Annotated in this window: 13 protein-coding genes and 1 riboswitch; of the genes, 10 read left to right on the forward strand and 3 right to left on the reverse strand. The window is 60.1% G+C overall.

Annotated features, from left to right (window positions below; translation table 11 throughout):
• Positions 1–12: 12 nt before the first annotated feature.
• Positions 13–107, forward strand: a riboswitch (TPP riboswitch).
• The 5 genes from thiM (at position 97) to ACT7DV_RS05275 (ending at position 5,886) form a co-directional block, all read left to right on the forward strand.
• On the forward strand, positions 97–891 hold the full coding sequence (thiM, locus tag ACT7DV_RS05255) for a hydroxyethylthiazole kinase (protein ID WP_444661199.1): 795 nt from the start codon (positions 97–99) through the stop codon (positions 889–891). Its footprint overlaps the riboswitch before it by 11 nt.
• Positions 884–1,525 carry a thiamine phosphate synthase gene (gene thiE, locus ACT7DV_RS05260; protein ID WP_444661200.1) on the forward strand — a complete coding sequence of 214 codons (642 nt, stop codon included), beginning with the start codon at positions 884–886 and terminating at the stop codon, positions 1,523–1,525. Before thiM ends, thiE begins: the two co-directional genes overlap by 8 nt.
• Positions 1,522–2,949 (forward strand): bifunctional hydroxymethylpyrimidine kinase/phosphomethylpyrimidine kinase, encoded by a 1,428-nt coding sequence (gene thiD / locus ACT7DV_RS05265; protein WP_444661201.1) that lies wholly within the window; start codon positions 1,522–1,524, stop codon positions 2,947–2,949. Before thiE ends, thiD begins: the two co-directional genes overlap by 4 nt.
• Before the next feature lie 29 nt (positions 2,950–2,978).
• A complete protein-coding gene (locus ACT7DV_RS05270) occupies positions 2,979–4,256 on the forward strand; it encodes a uracil-xanthine permease family protein (protein WP_444661202.1) in 1,278 nt (425 codons plus the stop codon).
• A 223-nt stretch (positions 4,257–4,479) separates the two neighbouring features.
• Complete coding sequence (locus tag ACT7DV_RS05275) at positions 4,480–5,886, forward strand: sugar porter family MFS transporter (protein ID WP_444661203.1); 1,407 nt, start codon at positions 4,480–4,482, stop codon at positions 5,884–5,886.
• A gap of 86 nt (positions 5,887–5,972) precedes the next feature.
• Here the strand turns inward: ACT7DV_RS05275 and ACT7DV_RS05280 are convergent, their stop codons facing one another.
• Positions 5,973–9,161, reverse strand: coding sequence for a beta-phosphoglucomutase family hydrolase (locus tag ACT7DV_RS05280; protein ID WP_444661204.1), 3,189 nt, complete (start codon positions 9,159–9,161; stop codon positions 5,973–5,975).
• A gap of 92 nt (positions 9,162–9,253) precedes the next feature.
• Here ACT7DV_RS05280 and ACT7DV_RS05285 point away from each other — a divergent pair, with 92 nt between their 5' ends.
• Positions 9,254–10,231, forward strand: coding sequence for a hypothetical protein (locus tag ACT7DV_RS05285; protein WP_444661205.1), 978 nt, complete (start codon positions 9,254–9,256; stop codon positions 10,229–10,231).
• A gap of 45 nt (positions 10,232–10,276) precedes the next feature.
• On the opposite strand, the gene ACT7DV_RS05290 is transcribed toward ACT7DV_RS05285, so the two are convergent.
• Both ACT7DV_RS05290 and ACT7DV_RS05295 read right to left on the reverse strand, forming a co-directional pair.
• Positions 10,277–11,593: an ABC transporter substrate-binding protein gene (locus tag ACT7DV_RS05290; protein ID WP_444661206.1), complete on the reverse strand. Its 1,317-nt coding sequence runs from the start codon at positions 11,591–11,593 to the stop codon at positions 10,277–10,279.
• A 170-nt stretch (positions 11,594–11,763) separates the two neighbouring features.
• Positions 11,764–12,783 carry a LacI family DNA-binding transcriptional regulator gene (locus ACT7DV_RS05295; RefSeq protein WP_444661207.1) on the reverse strand — a complete coding sequence of 340 codons (1,020 nt, stop codon included), beginning with the start codon at positions 12,781–12,783 and terminating at the stop codon, positions 11,764–11,766.
• 171 nt (positions 12,784–12,954) lie between these two features.
• Here ACT7DV_RS05295 and ACT7DV_RS05300 point away from each other — a divergent pair, with 171 nt between their 5' ends.
• From ACT7DV_RS05300 to ACT7DV_RS05315, 4 genes are read left to right on the forward strand one after another with little or no spacing between them, the layout of a single operon-like run.
• Positions 12,955–14,091, forward strand: coding sequence for a Gfo/Idh/MocA family protein (locus tag ACT7DV_RS05300; protein WP_444664780.1), 1,137 nt, complete (start codon positions 12,955–12,957; stop codon positions 14,089–14,091).
• Positions 14,088–15,341: a dihydrodipicolinate synthase family protein gene (locus tag ACT7DV_RS05305; protein ID WP_444661208.1), complete on the forward strand. Its 1,254-nt coding sequence runs from the start codon at positions 14,088–14,090 to the stop codon at positions 15,339–15,341. Before ACT7DV_RS05300 ends, ACT7DV_RS05305 begins: the two co-directional genes overlap by 4 nt.
• On the forward strand, positions 15,338–16,246 hold the full coding sequence (locus tag ACT7DV_RS05310) for a sugar phosphate isomerase/epimerase family protein (protein ID WP_444661209.1): 909 nt from the start codon (positions 15,338–15,340) through the stop codon (positions 16,244–16,246). Before ACT7DV_RS05305 ends, ACT7DV_RS05310 begins: the two co-directional genes overlap by 4 nt.
• A gap of 30 nt (positions 16,247–16,276) precedes the next feature.
• Positions 16,277–18,424, forward strand: a complete 2,148-nt coding sequence (locus ACT7DV_RS05315; protein WP_444661210.1) for a DUF6807 family protein — start codon at positions 16,277–16,279, stop codon at positions 18,422–18,424.
• The last annotated feature ends 4 nt before the right edge of the window (positions 18,425–18,428 follow it).

Here is an 18,428-nt window from a genome sequence, read left to right on the forward strand (position 1 = left end):
CGTACTCTCTAAATCAGTGACACGGGGTGTCGGAGACGCCGACTGAGATGAAACCCGTCGAACCTGATCTAGTTCACGCTAGCGGAGGGATGTCGCATGACTCTGCCTACCGTTGCCCAAAAATACCGGCAACGCTCCCCCTTGGTTTTTTGCCTGACGAACACGGTCGTCACCAACTTCACCGCCAATGTCCTTCTTGCCTCCGGCGCTTCGCCGGCGATGACCAACCTGCCCGGAGAGGCCGGAGGGTTTGCCGCCATGGCTTCCGCGGTACTGGTGAATCTAGGCACTCCAAGCACCGAGCAAATGGTTGCCATGGAGGAAGCGGTCCTCTCGGCGAGCGCGGCTGGCACCCCCTGGGTATTGGATCCAGTGGCCGTGGGCGCTCTTTCGGTGCGCACCGACTTCGCACGACGCATTGTGCATCAGCGTCCGGCCCTGATCCGCGGCAATGCCTCGGAAATCCTGGCCTTGGCGGGCAAAGATTCCAGCGGCCGAGGTGTTGATGCAGCAGATACCGTGCAGGTAGCCCTGGATGCCGGACGCGAATTGGCCAAGGAACACGGGTGCGTTGTTGCCATCTCCGGTGAAGCGGACGCGATCATCAACGCGAAGCGCACCGTGCTGGTGCATACCAACGGGATCGGGTTGACCAGAATCACCGGTGGAGGATGCGCGCTGGGCGCCTTCAACGCGGGCATGCTCGCGGTGCACGAGGACCCCTTTGACGCGGCCATCGCTGCCCACGGATTCTATGGCCTCGCCGCAGAAAAGGCGCTGGCGGCAAGCAACGGTCCGGGGAGTTTTGCCGTGGCCTTCCTTGATGCCCTGGCCGCCACGGAACCTGAAGAACTACAGAATTTGAAGTACGAGGAATTGAACCATGGATAATATCGGCGCATACCTAGTAGCCAACACCGCCAGCTGCATGCCACGCACCACACTGGAAGTCATTGAAGGGGCGGTGGCCGGCGGCATCGAGTGGATCCAGCTGCGGGCCAAAGACGAGACCGCGCGCGAATTCTTCGAACTGGCCTGCGCCGCGGCCCGCCTCACCGAAGGCAAGGCGAAGCTGCTGATCAATGACCGGATCGACGTGTTCTTGGCGGCCCGCGCGGCCGGGGCAGCGGTCAGTGGAATCCACATCGGCCACAAGGACATCCCGGTGCGCCTGGCACGCCAGGTCATGGGCGAAGGCACCATCGGCTTGAGCGCTTCCACTGATGCCCAGCTGGCACAGGCCAACCTCGATGCCGAGGCGATCGACTACTTGGGTGTCGGCGCAGTGCGTGCCACTCCAACCAAAAAGGACCACCCAACCCCGATTGGGCTGGACGGTTTTGCCCGCGCCGCCTCGCTGACCTCCCTGCCCTGCGTAGCCATCGGGGCGATCACCGCGCAGGATGCCAGCGCCATCCGCGCTGGCGGCGGAGCCGGTTTGGCCGTGGTCCGCGCCATCTGCAATGCCGACGACCCGCAAGCTGCCAGCGGGCAGCTGGTGGCAGCTTGGGCGGCAGCGCAGTGAAAAACATTCTCTCCATTGCCGGCTCCGACCCCTCCGGTGGCGCAGGAATCCAAGCGGATCTGAAGGCCATTGCCGCCAACGGCGGCTACGGCATGTGCGTGATCACCGCGCTGACCGCGCAGAACACGCTAGGTGTCAGCGCGGTACAGGCCATCGATGGCGAGTTTGTGCTCGCTCAGCTCAACGCGATCAGCGCCGACGTCCAGATCGATGCCATCAAAATTGGCATGCTGGCCAACGAGGAGATCATCCGCGCCGTCAACGGATGGCTGGATACCGTGGATGCCCCGGTGGTACTGGATCCGGTCATGGTAGCCACCAGCGGGGACCGGCTCTTGGAAGATGAGGCGGTGCTCGATTCCTTGCTGGACCGCGCTTCGGTGATCACGCCCAATCTGCTGGAGTTGGCAAGCTTGCTGCGTGAGCCGGCAGCGGCCGATTGGCCGCAGGTCCTGGAACAGGCCCAGCGGCTGGCCGCCAAGCATGATGCACTGGTCCTGGCCAAGGGCGGGCATCTGGCCGGGGACCTCTGTCCAGATGCGCTGGTCTCCTCCCAGGGAGTATTGGCCGAATTCAGCAACCAGCGCCACAACACCAAGAACACCCACGGCACCGGATGCACCCTGTCCAGCGCCTTGGCGACGCTCTACGCATCGGGCGGCGACTGGGCCAGCGCCCTGGAACAGGCCAAGGCCTATCTGTTCCGCGCCATCGGCGCTGCCGATGAACTCAACGTCGGCCGCGGGCATGGCCCGGTGAACCACTTTGCCCACTTCTTCAGCGAAGCTGATCCGATGGACCAGTGGTGGCAGCAGATCCACGAGCTGCGCGGCTCCATCGACAACCTGGAGTTCATTGCCCAGCTGGCCGACGGCACGCTGGACCCAGCGGACTTTGAATACTATTTGGCGCAAGACGCGCTGTACCTGCAGCGCTATGCCCAGGTGCTGGCCGAAGCCAGCGCATTAGCCCCGGATCTTGACGCGCAACGCTTCTGGGCCGGCTCCGCCAGGGAAATCCTGGAAGGCGAACTGCAGCTGCATCGCAGCTACCTGGCCGAAGGGACCGCGAATCCCAGCGCCATCACGTTGAACTACGTGAACCATCTGGCCGCATCCAAGCGCAGCTACGCGGAGCTGATCGCCGCAATCCTGCCGTGCTACTGGCTCTACCAGGACATCGGCAAGCGCCTGGCCTCGGCCAACCATCCAGAACACCCGTACAAGCAGTGGCTGGTGACCTATGCATCAGAGGAATTCGATCTGGCCACCGAGCGCGCCATCGATATGGTGCGCGTCGCGTGGAAGCAGGCCGACGGCAATCTGCGCGAGCGGATGCGGCTGGCCTTCATGCGATCCTCCGAACACGAGGTGGCCTTCTTCGATCAGGCACGGCGGAACCGAGTAGAATTCTCTACGGCCTGAAACGCGCGGGCCACGATCTGGAGGATTGCATGAGCTGGAGCATTCACGGCAACGGAAAGACCATCACCCCGGGCGAAGTTGTTGCCCCGGAAGAACGGCTGCACTGGCCGCAAACCATTTCCATTGGCGCCCAGCACATCCTGGCGATGTTCGGCTCCAGCATCCTGGTCCCGACCCTGACCGGTTTCCCGGTGACCACCACCTTGCTGTTCACCGGCCTAGCCACCATCGTCTTCTTGCTGATGACCAAAAACAAGGTCCCCAGCTACCTCGGCTCGTCCTTTGCGATGATCGCTCCGGTCATCTCCACCACCCAGTCGCACAGCATGGCTGGCGCGCTGGGCGGCATCGTGATGACCGGTGCGCTGCTTTTTGCGGTGGGGCTGATTGTCCAGGTGACCGGCACCGGATGGATCCACTCCTTGATGCCTCCGGTGGTCATGGGCACGATCGTTGCGTTGATCGGCCTGAACCTGGCCAGTGCAACCCTGGCGCCCATGACCGATTTCCCGCTGACCACCTTTTTGACGGTGATCTTCACGGTGCTGGCCACGGTGGCCTTCAAGGGCCTGCTGGGTCGCCTGTCAATTCTGGTGGGCCTGGTCCTTGGCTACCTGTTGGCTTTGGTCCAGGGCCAAGTCGATTTCAGCGCTGTCCAGGCTGCCGACTGGGTCGGCCTGCCTGAGTTCACCACTCCAACCTTCCACTTTGATACCGCGCTGATGTTCCTGCCAGCCGTGTTCGTCCTGATTGCCGAGAATATAGGGCACGTGCGCACCGTTGGCGTGATGACCGGGCGGGACCTCTCGAAGTTCAATGGCCGCGCGTTGATGGCCGATGGCGCCGCCAGCGTCGTTGCCGGGCTCGGTGGCGGTTCGGCCACCACCACCTACGCCGAGAACATTGGCGTGATGGCCGCGTCCCGCGTGTACTCCACCGCCGCCTACTGGGTGGCGGCCATCGTGGCGATGGCATTGGCCTTCTTGCCGAAGTTCGGCGCTTTGGTAGGCACAATTCCGGTGGGTGTCATCGGCGGCCTGGGCATTGTCCTGTACGGCATGATCGGCATTGTTGGCGCACGCTTGTGGATCGAGGCGAAAGTCGACTTTGGCAATCCGATCAATTTGATGACCGCAGGCACCGGGTTGATTATCGCGATTGCCGTGACCAGCGATATCTCCTTCGGCCAGTTCCAGCTCGGCGGCATTGCACTGGGCTCGATCGCCACCTTGGTGGTGTTCCACTCGATGCGCGCGGTGGCCAAGCTGCGCGGCAATGACCTCGCCGAGAACCCGGACGAATCCTGAAAGTTTTAAAAAAATTTTTCGGCTGGCCGGTGCTGCGCCTTTGCTCGTGGCACCGGCCGGTCTTTTTTATGCAATCCCCCGCTGGTTAGGCACGAGGCGTGGTGGCCCGAAAGGCATTCTGGGTGAATCTTGTAAGGACTCCTTCCAAAATGTGATTGTTATCCCACCAAAAACTGAAAATTACCGATTTCCGCCCCGGCCAAATCGGATAGCATGGCTGATTGTGACTGCGACAACATCAGACGGAAAACTCTCCGCGCGACTCATCTTCATCGCCCTCGGGGCGGCACTGGGTGGGTTCGTTTTTGGATATGACTCATCAATCGTTAACGGCACCGTAGACGCTGTCGAGCACGAATTCGGGCTCAACGCGGTAACTATCGGTTTCACTGTTTCCTGCGCCTTGCTGGGCGCAGCTCTGGGCGCATGGGTAGCAGGTGTGGTCTCCGAACGCGTGGGACGCGTGCGCACCATGCTCTTCGCCTCCATTCTCCTGGCCATCTCGGCCATCGGCTGCGGTCTGTGCTTCAGCGCCGCCGACCTCATCGTATGGCGCATCGTTGGCGGCATAGGCGTCGGCTTCGCTTCGGTGATCGCTCCCGCCTACATCGCCGAGGTCTCCCCGGCAGCCCATCGTGGACGCCTGGGCACCATGCAGCAGATGGCCATCGTGCTGGGCATCTTCGTGGCCTTCCTGGTCAGCGCACTGCTGGTCTTCGTCATGGGATCGGCCGACGCCACCGGCTGGTTCGGCCTGGCGGCGTGGCGCTGGATGTACCTCTCGCTGCTGGTTCCAGCGGTGCTCTACGGCGTGCTCTCGCTGCGCCTGCCCGAATCCCCCCGCTACCTCGTTGAGCGCGGCCGCTTCGTTGAAGCAGCTACCGTGCTGACCCGGGACATGGGCATGAATGCCGGCGAGGAAACCGAGAAGAAGATCGAAGAGATCCGTGCCACGGTGCACGTGGAACGCCGCCAGAAGTTCAGCGACCTGCTGGGCCGCTTCGGCTTCCACCCGCTGGTATGGGTCGGCATCCTGCTCTCGGTCTTCCAGCAGTTCGTCGGCATCAACGTGATCTTCTACTACTCCACCACGCTGTGGAAGTCCGTGGGCTTCGCCGAATCAGATTCCTTCACCATTTCGCTGATCACCTCGGTGACCAACGTAGTGGCTACCATTGTGGCGGTCCTGCTGATCGACGTGCTGGGACGCAAGCTGCTGCTAACCATCGGCTCGGCCATTATGACCCTGTCCCTGGGCATGATGGCGGTGGCCTTCGCCCAGTCGGTCACCATCGATGGCGCGGTCTCGCTGCCAGGCAGCTGGGGCATCATCGCCCTGGTGTCGGCCAACCTGTTCGTGGTCGGTTTCGGCGCGACCTGGGGTCCGGCCGTTTGGGTTCTGCTCGGCGAGATCTTCCCGAACTCCATCCGCGCGATGGCCCTCGGAGTGGCTGCCGCCGCGCAGTGGATCGCCAACTTCATCGTTTCCACCACCTTCCCGGCGCTGGCCGATGCAGGCCTGGCACTGGCGTACGGCATCTACGCGGTGGCTGCGCTGCTGTCCTTGATCTTCGTGATTTTCATGGTCAAGGAAACCAAGGGGCGCACCCTGGAAGATATGAAGCTGTAAAGCACAAACGCTCGCAACTGGACTGCGGCAAGGCGGTGCGGAACGATCAGGTTCCGCACCGCCTCGTCATTTAACGCCGCGCGGGCCTACCAGGCCTTGCGGGGCACGTCGACTCCGGCCTCGCTCTGCAGCTCAAGGACCTTGTCCAGGCTCGGACGGCCTTCGCGCACCGGCCCCTGGCCGGCCAGCTCAACCACGACGGAGCCACCCGGAACCAGGTCCACCTGCTCCCCGCGCACCCAGATCGGGCGCGAGTGAGCGCCATCAAGGGTGAAGGCAATGCTGGTTCGTTCAAGGCGCACCGCAATGCGCATGCCATGCCAGGCCAGGCTGAAGCTGATCGAGCGCCAGGCGTCGGGCAGGCGCGGATCAAAGCAGAGCCGGTCATCGTCATCACGCAAGCCCGCAAAGCCATAGATCAGCCCGGACCAGACGCCACCGGTGGAAGCCACGTGCACGCCGTCCCCGGTATTGCCGTGCAGATTCTGGAGATCCACATTCAGCGCGTGCTCGAAGTACTCCCAGGACAGCTCGCGGTACCCGACTTCGGCAGCCAGAATGGACTGCACGGTCGCCGACAGCGTGGAGTCGCCGGTGGTCAGCGGGTCATAGTAATTGAAGTCGGCAAGCTTCTGCTCGGCGCTGAAATCGCTGGAGCGCAGCCACAAGGCGAGCACCGCATCGGCCTGCTTGATGACTTGGAAGCGGTAGATCACCAGCGGGTGGTAATGCAGCAGCAAGGGGCGCTTGTCCGGGCCGGTATTGGCCAGGTCCCACACCTCGCGATTCAGGAAGTGCTCATCCTGCGGGTGGATTCCCACAGATTCCGAATACGGAATATGCATGCAGTCGGCGGCCTTGAGCCACAGCTCGATTTCCCCCTCGCTCAAATCCAGCTTGCTGGCCAGCTTGGCGTAGTCCTCGGGCCGCTGCTGCGCGAGTTCGACCAGCAGCTGCGCGCTGCGGCGCAGATTGAAGCGGGCCATGACATTGGTGTACAAGTTGTCATTGACCACCGCGGTGTACTCGTCAGGGCCGGTGACCCCATGGATGTGGAAGCGCTCATTGCCTTCTTGGCCGCGCCAGAAGCCCAGCGAGGCCCACATGCGGGCGGTTCCCGCCAGGATTTCGGCACCACCAGCAAGCAGGAACTCGTCGTCCTCCATCACGCTCAGATAGCGGTTGAGCGAATACACGACGTCCGCGTTGATGTGATACTGCGCGGTTCCCGCGGGATAGTAGGCACTGGCTTCCTCGCCGTTGATGGTGCGCCACGGGAAGAGCAGCCCGGCTTCATTCATGATGCTGGCCCGACGCGTGGCCGCCGGGATCATCGCAACCCTGGCACGCAGCGTATTGCGTGCCCACTGCTGGTTGGTATAGGTCAAGAACGGCATCACATAGATTTCGGTATCCCAGAAGTAGTGTCCCGAATAGCCGTTGCCGCTCACTCCCTTGGCGCTGATGCCAAGACCGTCGGCCCGGCCCGCGGCCTGGGCCAGCTGGAACAGGTTCCAGCGGATCTTGCGCTGCAGTCCGGCATCGTCGCAGTCCACCACGACATCGCTGCGCTTCCAGAAGTCGGCCATGAAGTCCCGCTGGGCACGGAAATGCCCGTCCATGCCCTGTTCGGCCAAGTGGTCCAGCGCGCGATCCGAGCGCTGCAGCATCTCCTGGGCCGGGTGGCGACGCGAGCAGTTGTAGACCGCGTACTTCGACACGCGGATGCCCTGCCCGGCTTCCAGCCGGGTGCTGATGACCTCATCGGCACGCTCATCGGCGGTCTTGCGGTCAATGCGCAGCGGCTGATCGGCCCCGCCGGTGGTGCGCACATGGTGCTCCACCATCGTGGCCACGGACATGCCGGACCCGGGAACCTCATAGGAGATGCCCATGCGGGATCCGCTCACCGTGTGCCCGGCTGGGCGCAAGGGATTTTCGCTGGCTTCTTCGCTCTTGCGCGGATCGGCGACGCCCGCAGCGGAGGCGTCGGTCTCCTCGGGCGAGGCCACGGTGCGCTGCGAGCGGTAGCCCACCACCGACGATTGCACGAGCACCCTGGCCGGAGCGTCCAGCAGCCGCACGTGGACATCCTGCAAGGCCAGGTGGCGGTCGGTGAAGGAGATCATGGTTCGGGCCATGACGGCCACGCGATGCCCTTCGGCGGTGCGCCACAGGGTTCGTGCGCACAGGGTCCCGTCGCGGAAGTCCAGGCGCAGTTCATCGCGCAGCATCTCGGTGCGGCCAACTTCCAGGGCTTCATCGTTGATGAAAACGCGCAGCGTCCTGAAATCCGGGGCGCTGATCATGGTCTGGCCGGTTTCGGCCAGGCCGAAGGCGCTTTCCGCGTGCCGGATCTGCCAGGCCTCGTGCAGGCCATTGATGAACGTTCCACCGCTTTGATCGCCCAGGCCCAACTGCGCCGCCCTGGCGCCAAGGAAGCCGTTGCCCAAAGAGAAGACGGTGTCCTGGGCACCATCGGCATCCCGGTGCTCATCACGCAACAGCGACCAGGAATCCATTTCCCAGGCCTGCACGGATTCATCGGAAACCAGTTCAGAAAGATCCTCGATGGCAAAATGCGCGCCGGCTTCCAGCAGCTCGGAGGCATTCCCTTCCCGGGCCACGCCGACCACGCCAAAGCCCCCGGCCCGCGCTGCGGCCACGCCGCTGGTGGCATCTTCGAAAACCACGCACTCTTCGGGGCGCCAGCCCAAATCGGCAGCGGCAGCCAAGAAAGTATCCGGGGCAGGCTTGCCGGCCAGTTTTCGGGCGGCGGCTTCCTGGCCGCCCATCACCAGCGGGAAATGCTCTTCCAGGCCTGCGGCCGAAAGCACCATGCGCGCGTTGCGCGAGGACGACACCACGGCGACGTCGAGCCCGGCATCAAGAACCTGGCGCAAGTAGGCAAGGGAACCCGCGTAGGGCTCGATCCCATCGCGCAGCAACACCTCGGTGAATTTGTCGTTTTTCATATTTCCCAGGGCGCAGATGGTGTCCTGGCCTGCGGAATCCTGGACGGTTCCCCACGGCAATTCGAGACCGCGCGAGGCGAGCATGGCTTGCACCGCGTCATAGCGTGGACGCCCGTCGAGCAGGTTGAAATAATCCTGCTCGGTGTAACTGGCCACGCCCGGGATTTGCTCAAAATAGGCAGTGAAAAGTTCTTGCCAGGCTCTGCGATGCAGCAGCGCCGTTGGTGTAATCACACCATCCAGATCAAAGAGGACGGCTTTGTAATCACGATGTCGGTACTCAGGTCGATAAGCGTTCACGATCGAAATCCTTCGAAAGGGGAGCAAATTACTAGCCGTAGTCCATACGGTAGCAACTGAACGCGTTTGCATCGACATACTACGATAAGAACGTGGCACAGTGGATAGATTTGTTCAACAGCGATAACTGGCGTGAGTCGACCGCCGAATGGATCGACGCGGCCTGCGAGGCCTACGGCATCCAGCGCACCTCGGGTCCTGACTTCTGGCCTGCCCAATTGCACCAGATCCAGGCATCGGTGCGAACCGACGCCGCGGACCTGATTTTCAGCGCCAACGCCCCGGGACTAGCCGCTGAAGCTGCCACCACCGTGGTGGCCGGACAGCTTTTGCCTGACCGCGTGGTGATGCCGCTGGCGGTGGATCGCCGCGCTGGCTACATGCTGAGCCCAGACTTCGGGCATACCATGGCGGACCTCGGGGATTCCGTGGAAAACTGGGAGCTGGCGCTGGCCTCGCTGGGTTCCTTGCAAGTGGCATTGATGGGTAGTGAAGACCAGTTCTTCGATGCCGGTGTCACCGTCGTTGACCCCCAGTTCCTGCCCGAACAGTTCGAGCAGGCGCTGATGATGCACGTTTCCCTGCCAGCAGAACACCCGCTGCACATCGACGGCGCGCAGGCCGATCATCTAGCTGCGCATATCGACGAGCTGATCAAAGCCAGCGCCGCCCTGCATCAGGGTACGGTTCCGCTGAGCCTGGAGCACGGAAACTTTGACCTCTCCCAGGTTGTCGTGCCGGCGGAAGCTGGCATCCACGGTCGAATTTTGAATCTTTCCTCGGCTCACTGGGCCCACCCCTTTTCTTCGCTGAACAACGCCTTGGCGGCCATGACCGAAGCCTGGAATTGTGAGACCAGTGATGAGCGGGTCATGCAGGTGCTTTTCGCATATCTGGATCAATTTGCCGCCTATGGTTCACCTGACGAGCTCTATGACCTGATCAATCCAGCCTGCCTGGTAGCTCCGCTCTCCCAGCATGAAACATGGTTGCGCTTGCTGCTGGATGCCGATGACGAGCACTTGCGCGAAAACGCGCCGAATGTCTTGAGCACATTGGATCTTCAGTAGCATTAACGACGCATGGGCCCCTGAAGGGGCCCATGCGTTCGTTTGCTACTGGGCTACTGCGGCTTCGATTTCCTTGAACGCGTTTTGCGCGGCGTCTTGAACGCTCTGGCGGTCAAAGAAGACTTCCATTTCGTATCGATAAAGGATGTCTTGAACAGCACTGAATCCCATCGGAGGAATTGCTTCGGTTCCTTGCAGCTCCGGCTCCAGACTGGTCACGAACTCAGCTGAAGCAGTTTCGATCGAGTCCAGATCGGCAACAACCTTCTCACGGACATCGAGATTCGCTGGCAAGCCCCGGTCCATCTGGTTAAGCGCACCAGCTTCTGGCGAATTCACCATGAAGTCGATGAACTTCTTGACCTCGTCCGGGTGCTTGCTGCCACCGTAGCCGGACATCATCATTGAAGACTTGTACCACAGGCCGTTGTCTTCAGCCTTGCCGGTGCTGCTGGGCAAGCGTAATGGAACCAGATCAGATCCAACTGCTGCTGACAATCCACCCAGCTGGTTGCTCCACCACATGCCGAAGGCTGCAGTTCCAGTGCCAGTCATGGAACGGTCAGGCCCGGCGTTCTGGTTTTCCGCCAGGACCGAAGCCTCAGGGTAGGATCCACCGCTCAAGAGGTCCCTGTGGTGCTGGAAGTACCCGGTGAGATCTTCTGCAGTGAACCCCAAAGCTCCGTCGTTGCCGGTCAGATGCTTCCCGTCCTGCCTCAACCAGGTCTGCAATCCCGCAGGCTCGTTGGGAGCTTCGGCACCGTATTTTCCATCGAGTTTTTCGCTGACGGTTTCAGTGATTTTCCGATAGTCGTCCCAAGTCCAGGTCTTGTCATCTGGAACTTCGAGTCCGGCCTCTTCGAGGACTTTGGGGTTGGCTGTCAGCGTGAATGAATTGATACCCGTAGTAATTCCGACAAGGCCATCGTCGGTGGTCCCGTTTTGGATGGACACCTCTTCGAACTTGGAGACGTCCACGCCGGTCAGGTCAAGCAGTGCGCCGCGGTCTGCATATTCGCGAAGGTACTTATCGTCCATCTGGATGACGTCGGGGGCATCATTGGAGGCAACCTGAGTGGCCAGCTTGTCCCAGTAGCCGCTCCAATCGGAGTATTCGCCCTGCACGTCGATATCCGGATTCTCGGCCTCGAAAGCTTCGATGATCTTATTAGTTGCTTGGGCCCGCGCATCGGAACCCCACCAGGAAAATCGAAGTACCGTCTTGCCGTCTGCGCTTTCGGCACCTCCGTTGCCACCACACCCGGTCAACGCCAGAGCAGCAACCGCGGCAACGGCTACGGACTTGCTCAGACGTGCACCGAACTTCTTTCGACTTTTTCTCGAGTTGTCCTGCTGATCCATGGGGCTCCTCCTTGAGTGGGCCGGTAAGTGCGAGGTTTCTCGACTGACCATCATTGCCAGTCTTTCGGAAAGCGCTTCCCAAACAATCTAAGTGTGACTCCAGTCACGAGTCAAGAGGAGGGTGCAAATCAGTCGATAACATTTGAACATGGCGTGATGCATGTTCGGTATCACCCTTTTGCAGAGCGCAGTTCGGAGGATTCGCGCAGAATAGGTGTCCCGGTAACCACCATTTTGCGGGCTTCGCCATGGCTGAGGACCATTTCTCCGGCCCATCGGCCGATTTCTTCCAACGGCAATCGAGCAGTGCTAACTGTTGGAGTGACGTCCTCAAGGGTCGGAATATCATCAAAACCCGCCACGGCGATGTCTTCGGGGACCTGGAGCCCTCTCTCCCGGATCGCGCGCATGGCCCCCAGGGCCATTACATCAGAAACGCAAAAAACGCATATCTGGCCCGACACGCCTGGCTTTCGGTCCCCCAGATAATCACTCATGGCCATGTAGGCGCCTTCGCGCGAAAACGCTCCGTGAATAACATCGACGGCCGATAGGCCAGTACGCTTCAGCTTGGCAAGGAAGCCCTGCGCACGATGGCGAGAGGTCAGCAGGTTTTCGTCGCCAGCGAGAATAACAAACTTGCGATGACCCGCTCTAATAAGTTCTCCTGCAAGATGCTCCGAGGTGGTCCGATTATCCACCTGAATGCCTCCGGTACTAGCCAGCGGCTGGCCAATGACCACAACCTGGCCGCCGTTGTCTTGATAATTTTCGATTAGCTTCAGCAATCCATCGTCTTCAGATTCGCCGCGGGATCCGGAAAGAATAATTGCGTCCGTCCTTTGCGACATGAACGCCCTCACGGCCTCAATTTCTCGCTCCGGTTCAGAATCGGTACTTGCCAAGAGCAACTGCGTGCCGCTATCCCCCAATCCACGCTGGACACCACGAGCAATTGTTGAGAAATACGGGTCCGCGATATCACGGACCACCAAACCAACGAGCTTCGTTGTTGCGCGGGCAAGCGCTTGCGCTTGGGCGTTGGGAAAGTAGCCGAGTTTCTCCGCAGCCGCGCGGACCTTGTCGGAAATTTCGGCAGCGGGCTTACGTGCGGAACCGTTGAGCACGCGCGAAGCGGTTGCCAATGAAACTCCGGCCTCATTAGCGACGTCAGTTAGTCGAATAGCCATCTGAAATCCTTTTCGTCCACTACAAGCTGGGACAAGCTTATCTTTCAAATACCGTGATGGTTGACACCCCAATTCTGCATCACTATCGTGGAAAGCGCATTCCCAAGATTTTTTCCTTTTACTTCAGCCGAGGAGCATCTCGTGACAGATACCAAAGTTCTCCGAATTGCCATGAACGGCATTACCGGCCGCATGGGCTACCGGCAGCACCTGCTGCGTTCGATTTTGCCCATTCGCGATCAAGGCGGCATCACGCTTGCCGATGGTTCCAAGCTCACCGTCGAGCCGTTCCTCGTTGGCCGCAATGAAGACAAGCTGCGCGAGCTCGCGCAGAAACACCAAGTAGAGCACTACACCACGGATCTGGACTCACTGATCGACGATCCAAGCATCGATATCATCTTTGATGCATCAATGACCTCATTGAGGTACAGCACCCTCTCGAAGGCCATCTCATCCGGAAAGCACATCTTCACTGAAAAGCCGACCGCTGAAACCTTGAGCGACGCCATCGACCTAGCCCGGCAGGCCAAGGCCAAGGGAATTACCGCTGGCGTGGTCCACGACAAGCTCTACCTCCCCGGACTGGTCAAGCTACGACGTCTGGTCGATGAAGGATTCTTCGGAAGAATCCTCTCCCTCCGCGGAGAGTTCGGCTACTGGGTTTTTGAAGGCGAAATCCAGGAAGCCCAGCGCCCTTCATGGAACTACCGCCTCGCGGACGGTGGATCCATGACCACCGACATGTACTGCCACTGGAACTATGTGCTGGAAGGAATCATCGGCCAAGTCAAGACCGTGACATCAACAACGGCCACCCACATTCCAACCCGCTGGGACGAGCACGGTGAACCGTATGCCGCCACCGCAGACGACGCTGCCTATGGAATTTTTGAACTTGAAACACCGCAGGGTGATCCCGTCATTGCGCAGATCAACTCCTCCTGGGCGGTACGTGTATACCGTGATGAGCTGGTTGAATTCCAGATTGATGGAACCCACGGATCGGCTGTGGCAGGGCTGAACAAGTGCGTGGCGCAGCAACGCGCACACACCCCTAAACCAGTATGGAACCCCGATCTGCCAGTTACCGAGTCCTTCCGTGACCAGTGGCTGGAAGTCCCGGCCAACGCGGATCTGGACAATGGCTTCAAACTACAGTGGGAAGACTTCCTCGCAGACGTCGCTGCAGGAAGGGAACACAAGTACGGCCTGCTTTCGGCGGCCCGCGGAGTACAGCTGGCAACTCTGGGTCTGCAGTCCGCTGCCGAGCGCCGGACCCTGGATATTCCGGAGATCACGCTATGAGCGGGAACAGCTTCCCGGAACTCAGCCTGATCGATGAGCACGGGCAGTCTTTCACCTATAAGATGCAGGGTCCCGGAGACTTCCGTCGTCCGAACGCCCCGATATCCTCACGCAAGGTCTATGCTGCAGCCCACGTGATTCCGCACATGGGAGCAGACAATACACCGGGTTCATTAGCGGTAGTCGACTGGGACGCTACCTTGGCCTATCGTCACGAGCTCTGGTCCTATGGGCTGGGTGTTGCCGATGCAATGGATACCGCACAGCGCGGCATGGGATTGGACTATGCCGCCACTTGCGAACTAATTAATCGGTCGGCACAAGAGGCAGCGACGGTCATCTCGGAGAACCGGTACCCTGCCCTCACTGGACTGACGGTTCGCGACATAGTCGCCTGCGGTGTGGGAACCGATCAGCTGACTGCATCGGCAGTTGAATCCGGCCAGTTGCAGCTGGTCATTGACGCCTACCTCGAAATGCTGCACCTGGTAGAAGACTCTGGAGCTAAATCCATCTTGATGTGCTCGCGTGCCTTGGCCAAGGCCGCGCGCACTCCCGAAGATTACGTTCAGGTTTATGGCACCTTGTTGGAAGCAGCGAAAGAACCGGTCATCCTCCATTGGCTAGGCGAGATGTTTGATCCCCAGCTGGCCGGCTACTGGGGAACCAGCGACATTGCCGAAGCAACCTCGGTATTTCAGTCCATCTTGAAGAAATACTCGGAAAAGATTGATGGTGTCAAGGTTTCCCTGCTCAATGCGGAACACGAGAAGCAACTTCGTGCGGCTCTCCCTTCCGGGGTCAGGCTTTATACCGGAGACGACTTCAACTATCCAGAACTCATTGATGGTGATGGCGAGCTTCATTCGGATGCCTTGTTGGGAATATTTGCGGCTATTTACCCTGCAGCATCGACAGCACTGCAAGCATTCGATGCCGCAGATTCCACACGGGGACGCACCATCTTGGACTCCACCCGAGAGCTGGGACTGCATATCTTCAGCGCCCCAACCTTCTACTACAAGACTGGAATCGCCTTCCTCTCCTGGCTCAACGGTCATCAGAGCGGCTTCCAGATGGTTGGCGGCTTGCAAGCCGGTCGCTCGGTACCTCACCTGATCCGCACCTTCGTATTAGCCGACTCCGCCGGCCTGCTACTGAACCCAGAGCTAGCTGCCGAACGCATGAAACAGCTCCTCGCTGTTTGCGGCGTCCAGGCGTCTACCCAAACATTGACAGGAGTGTCATGAGCTTCGAACTGTCGCTGAACACCGGCACCACCCCCAACCTCAACCTGCAGCAAGCTGTCGAAGCTGCCGCACAGGCCGGGTTAACCCATATCGGTCCCTGGCGCCACCTGATTGAACAAGCTGGTGGGGCACAACGCGCCGCAGCCATTATCAAGGAAGGCGGGCTCAAAGCCAGCACCCTCTGCCGTGGCGGGTTCCTCACGGCAACATCAAAACAAGCGCAGAAGGAAGCCTTCGAATCCAACCGGAAAGCCATCGAAGAAGCAGCCACGATAGATGCACCAAACCTGATCATGGTCGTTGGTGGCTTGCCTTCGGCAGCCCACATTCTCGGAGGCAGCGGGGATCCAAGCGATAAGGATATCGTCGGGGCGCGCGACCGAGTCGCCCGCGCGCTAGATCAGCTGGTTCCACTCGCAATGGACTACGGAGTATGCCTGGTTCTTGAAGCACTGCACCCGATGTATGCCGTTGACCGGGCCGTGTTATCGACTCTGGGCCAGGCATTGGACTTGGCCACTGCGCATCCCTCCGAAGCAGTAGGTGTTGTCGTTGACACGTTCCACGTTTTCTGGGATCCACAATTGCAGCAGCAGATCCAGCGTGCCGGCCACGAACGCCGCTTGGTCAGTTATCAAATCTGCGACTTCAACCTGCCCATAGCCAGCAATGCCTTGCAATCGCGCGGAATGATGGGTGACGGACACATTGATTTCGCGGCCATATCCAGGTGGGTCGCCAAAGCCGGGTATCGCGGTCCGGTTGAAGTTGAAATTTTTAACGATGAGATCAACGGACAGGCCGCGGATCTGACCCTTGGCACCATGTCTGAACGCTACAAGTCGCTAGTCTTGCCGCATCTTGAAGTAGCTGCAGGCATCCAGCAGGCCAGCGCCATAAACTGATCTGACCTCGACGATTCCAAGAAGGACACCATGAACCAGCAAACCACCGCAACGGCTGCCCACGACGACCGTACTGCTTCGCCGTCAACAGCGCCAGCGGTGGTGCTGGTTGGCCTCAATGGTTTCGGGCGGCAGCATCTGACGAACATCCAACGACTAGTCGACGAGAACAAGATCAGTTTCCTCGCCGGGATCGACCCCAAGGATCCGGGCAGCCAGATTCGCGGGGAAAACACGCGAATCTTCAACACCTTCGAAGAGTTTCTTGAGTCGAGGCTGAAGCCAAACATCATCATTATTTCGACTCCAATAAGCACCCATGCAGATTTGGCCATGAAAGCCTTGGCAACCGGAGCCGACCTGTATCTGGAAAAGCCGCCGACGGCCACCTTGGAACAGTACGAGACGCTGCTCAGCGCCGCGCAAGCGGCTGGAGTCAATGTCCAGGTAGGGTTCCAAGCTTTGGGTTCCCTGGCGCTCAAGGCGGTGGAGGAGCTCTTCGAGGCTGAGGCAGAAAATTCTCCCATTGGCGCCCTGCGTGCGGTGGGAGCCAGCGGAAATTGGCTGCGCACCACGGGCTACTACAATCGTTCGCCCTGGGCTGGGCACCGGCAACTCAACGGAGTTGAAATCGCAGACGGTGTGGTTACGAACCCGCTGGCCCATGCCGTAGCCAGCGCACTCCGGATTGCCGGGGCAGAGCGCTCTGGCGACGTGGTCTCAGTAACCACGGATTTGTATCATGCCCACCAAATCGAAGCGGACGACACGTCAGTGGTGAAGGTGCAAACGAACACCGGCATTCCGCTCACTGCCGCTTTGACTGTCTGCGCGAAGGAGCAGCAGGATCCCTGGATCACCATCTATGGGACCGAAGGTTCAGCCATCCTGTACTACACCCGCGATGAGCTGGTCATTCGCCCCAATCCTGAATTTGGCGGCCCTGAGACATCCCAGACTTTCAACCGCGTGAACCTGCTGGAAAATCTTGTGGATGTCCGTAGTGGAACCGCGCCCCAACTGCTCAGCTCGCTGGAATCTGCCGGAGCCTTCATGCGGGTTCTCGAGGAAATTCGCACCGGTTCCGAACCAGCTGGCATCCATGAAGAACAAGTGATCCCGGCCGGTGAAGGCGAGGAATTTCACCCTGTCATCCCGAATATCGAGCATTTCATCGATCGTTCCGTGGCCGCGCAGTCTGACTTCTCCTCACTCGGCGCTCCGTGGGCGGCCAAACCGGAGTCCAGTGGAAAATTCACACTGGAGAATCCATCCACCGGGCAGAAACTAACCGTTGCGAGGCTGCGCACCGGCCAGGATATTTCCGTCACCAACTCGCCGCGGCCATTCCTTGATGAAGTCAAGACAATGGGTGGAGTGCACATCAGCGATCAGCAACCGCTGGACCACACCTGGCATCTGGGGGTGGGAGTGGCACTGCAAGACGTCAATGGAAATAACTTCTGGGGCGGACGAACCTATACGCGTGCCGACTCGCGCTACGTGTGGCGCCAAGACCATGGGCACATCCGGACTGTCACGAATTCGTTTGCCCCCAGCGGAGATTCCCTCAGCTCCCGTCTGGAGTGGGTAAGCCATCAGCAGCACGTCTTGCTGGACGAACAACGCACAGTAGATTTCCATGCTTTCACCCACCAATCCACTGGGGCCAAGGGTTGGATCATGGATTTCACCTTCAGCCTTTCAGCACGCGACGAATCAGTTTCCATCGGCTCGCCAGGATCTAATGGCCGGCTCAATGGCGGATATGGCGGTTTTTTCTGGAGACTGCCCAAGGCGAATAACGCGGACATCTTTACCGAGACGGCGGCAGGCGAAGAACAGGTCCACGGCACGCGCAGTCCTTGGCTAGCGTTCGCCGCGTCATTTTCGTCAGATGCGGTCAGCTTGGCTCAACGAGATACAGGACATGGCGAGGCTACGCTCATCTTCTGCAGCGGCGATGGCGACCCGTGGTTTGTCCGCAGCTCTGGTTATCCAGGCGTGGGAAGCTCTTTGGCATGGGATGCTCCATGCATATTGGAGCCCAGAGCCTCGCTGGCTCGCCACGTCCGCGTTCTGGTGGCTGATGGCCGCTGGAGCGGGCCAGCAGCCTCGGCGATTGCCCAGGAATTCAGTTCAGATCATCAGGAAGATGGAACATGCCCACAGCCTTAACAAG

The sequence above is a fragment of the Glutamicibacter sp. TV12E genome (genome assembly GCF_052441935.1).
Lineage (GTDB): Bacteria > Actinomycetota > Actinomycetes > Actinomycetales > Micrococcaceae > Glutamicibacter.